Source organism: Caldimonas sp. (assembly GCF_046289365.1).
In the GTDB taxonomy this organism is placed as follows: Bacteria; Pseudomonadota; Gammaproteobacteria; order Burkholderiales; family Burkholderiaceae_C; genus Caldimonas.
Genome location: NZ_JBKBVU010000303.1, coordinates 1 through 2,577 on the forward strand (window position 1 = coordinate 1; position 2,577 = coordinate 2,577).

General features: G+C 73.0%; 3 protein-coding genes. 1 reads left to right on the top strand and 2 read right to left on the bottom strand.

The genetic code is table 11. From position 1 onward, the window contains the following. A partial coding sequence (locus ACK42S_RS17310; RefSeq protein WP_409710507.1) for a PhaM family polyhydroxyalkanoate granule multifunctional regulatory protein occupies positions 1-357 on the bottom strand: 357 nt, incomplete at its 3' end. A gap of 166 nt (positions 358-523) precedes the next feature. Here ACK42S_RS17310 and ACK42S_RS17315 point away from each other — a divergent pair. After that, entirely contained in the window at positions 524-1,414 is an 891-nt protein-coding gene (locus tag ACK42S_RS17315; protein WP_409710510.1) for a pirin family protein, read from the top strand. On the opposite strand, the gene ACK42S_RS17320 is transcribed toward ACK42S_RS17315, so the two are convergent. Beyond that, the gene (locus tag ACK42S_RS17320; protein ID WP_409710513.1) at positions 1,405-2,370 is read right to left on the bottom strand and encodes a fumarylacetoacetate hydrolase family protein; all 966 of its coding nucleotides are present in this window, start codon (positions 2,368-2,370) and stop codon (positions 1,405-1,407) included. The two genes, ACK42S_RS17315 and ACK42S_RS17320, sit on opposite strands and share 10 nt — an antisense overlap. Positions 2,371-2,577: the final 207 nt, after the last annotated feature.

Consider the following 2,577-nt stretch of genomic DNA (forward strand, 5'->3'; position numbering starts at 1 on the left):
GGCCGGGCGCCGGCGCGCCTTCGGCCCGTCCGCCGCGGGGGCGGCCGCCTCGGGCGTGCGCAGCGTCAGCGACTCGCGCAGCGCCTCCACCGGCACGTTCATGGTCTTCAGCGTGGACAGCGTCATGCGCTGCACCTCGAGGGCCTGGATGGTGGCGCCCAGCATGCGGGCGTTCTGTTCCAGCCAGAACTGCACGGTGCGCAGCTCCTCGATGCGCTTTTCCAGCTCCTCGGGGTTGAGCGTGGGGGCGACCCACTGGCCGAAGTGGGGCAGGGCCGAGCCGGCGTTCTTCACCAGGCCTTGCAGGAAGTCGAAACCGGGCACCAGCTTGCCAATGCCTTGCAGGGGGTCACTCATCGCGGGGGCTCCGTGGTGGCTGCGTTGCCGGCCATTGTGCGCCGCCGGTGCGAACCGGCCAAGCGCATCGACGCCGAGGTCTTGGGCTGGGGCTTGCGACCTCGCCGGCCGGTGGTGGTAGGCTTTGAAGCCCCGGCAGATGGCCTGCCGCATCGCGAGGAACCCCATGGCATTCATCCGGCTGGCGTCTCACACCAAGGACCTGGGCAATGGTTTCATGGTGCGCCGCCTGCTGCCGGCCGCCGCCGCCCGGGCCGTGGGTCCGTTCGTCTTCTTCGACCACATGGGCCCGGCCGATTTCCCGCCCGGCCAGGGGCTCGACGTGCGTCCCCACCCCCACATCGGCCTGGCCACCGTCACCTACCTCTTCGAGGGCGTGATCACCCATCGCGACAGCCTGGGCACGGTGCGTGACATCCGTCCGGGCGATGTCAACTGGATGGTCGCCGGTCGCGGCATCGTGCATTCCGAGCGCTCCCCGCAGGCGCTGCGCGCTACCGGGCATCGGCTGCACGGCATCCAGACCTGGATGGCGCTGCCGCTGGCCGACGAGGAGGCCCTGCCCGACTTCGTCCACGTCGGCGCCGCCGGCCTGCCCGAGGTGCGTTCGGCCGGCGTGCACCTGCGCATCATCGCCGGCGACGCTTTTGGCCAGACCTCGCCGGTGCCGGTGCGCAGCCGCACGCTCTACGTGGCCGGCGAGATCGAATCGACCGCCCACATGGAGGTGCCTCTGGAGCACGAGGAGCGGGCGCTGTACGTCGTCTCGGGCTCGCTCACGGCCGACGGCGAGCCGCTGAACCCCGGTGACATGCTCGTGCTGCCGCCGCGGCCGGTGCGCCTGCGGGCGCTGGAGGCGGTGCGTTTCATGCTGATCGGCGGCGACCCGCTGGACCTGGGCCCGGAAAACACCGCCGAGCACCCGCGCCACATGCGCTGGAACTTCGTGGCCTCGCGCCAGGAACGCATCGAACAGGCCGTCCAAGCCTGGGCCCGCCAGGATCCGCAGGCCTTCCCGCCGGTGCCCGGCGAGACGGACCCCATCCCTTACCCCTGAGCGGGCACCTCGCAGTCGATGGCGCCCATCGGGGGGCTGCCGTCGTCGGCCAGCAGCTCGATGTGCACACGGTCGCCGGCCAGCAGCCAGGGGCTGCGCGGCTCGCCGTGCTCCCGGGTCTCCTGGGCGCGCCGCTCGGCCAGGCAGGCCACCCCGCCGGAGGGCTCGACCGGGCTGAGCGGCCCGCTGTGCACGACGGTGCCGGCCGGCAGGGCGCGCGTGCGGGCGGCCTGGGCCAGCCAGCGGCCCACATGCCAGGCCATCGCGGCACCGGCATCGCCGCGGCCCAGACGCCGGCCCTGGGCCTGCACCTTCAGGCCCAGGTGCACACGGCCGCGCCGCCAGGCCTCGCCCAGTTCGTCGGGCGTGACGGCCACCGGGCCGTAGGACGTCGCCGGGCGGCCGTGCAGCGGCCCCAGGCCCAGGGCCCGTTCCTCTTCCAGCCGCTGCGGCAGCGTCCAGGTGCAGGCCGGCATCAGCAGCCGCACGCCCTCCAGCGCCTGCGCGGGACTGCACGCGGCGGGCACATCGCCCGTGGCGACCGCCAAAGCGGCCCCGAGGTCCAGGCCGTCGCGCACCAGCTCCCCGGGCGGCGGATCGCTCGGCCCGAGCACCTCACCCCCCCAGGGCCGCACGAGCGGGCCGTCCGCCTTGGCCGGCACCGGCCAGCCCAGGCGCTCGAGGTGCGCGGCACTGGCCCAGGCGTCATAGGCCTGCACCGGACGGGGCAGGGGGGCCATGCACAGCGCCGGCTCGAAGGGGAAGGCGTGGCGGGCGCGGCCCTGGTTGAGCGTCACGTACAAGTCCTGCAACTGCGGCGACAGGAAGTTCCAGTCGTCCAGCACCTGCTGCAGTCGGGTGGCGATGCCCACCGCATAATGGGCCGTCGTCAGGTCGCGCGAGACCACGACGAGCTGTCCGTCGCGCGAACCATCCTTGTACGTGGCGAGTTTCATGCTGGCAGTGGGAAACGCATCGATGCGCGATTGTAGGCAGGGCCCCTCGGGCGCCCGGGCGGGCCATGGCGCCTGACCGCCGCCGGCGCCACCTGTTGCAAGCCCTGGCCTGGGCCGGACCGTCGATTGCCTGGGCCGGTCTGCCCGACAGCGTACCGCCGACTTATCGCACCGAATGGCCGCCGGTGGCCACACTTGACTAACAGG

Bases quoted from the DNA above. Each gene is read 5' to 3' on its own strand.
- ACK42S_RS17315 (WP_409710510.1), top strand. From the start codon at position 524: ATGGCATTCATCCGGCTGGCGTCTCACACCAAGGACCTGGGCAATGGT.
- ACK42S_RS17320 (WP_409710513.1), bottom strand. From the start codon at position 2,370: ATGAAACTCGCCACGTACAAGGATGGTTCGCGCGACGGACAGCTCGTC.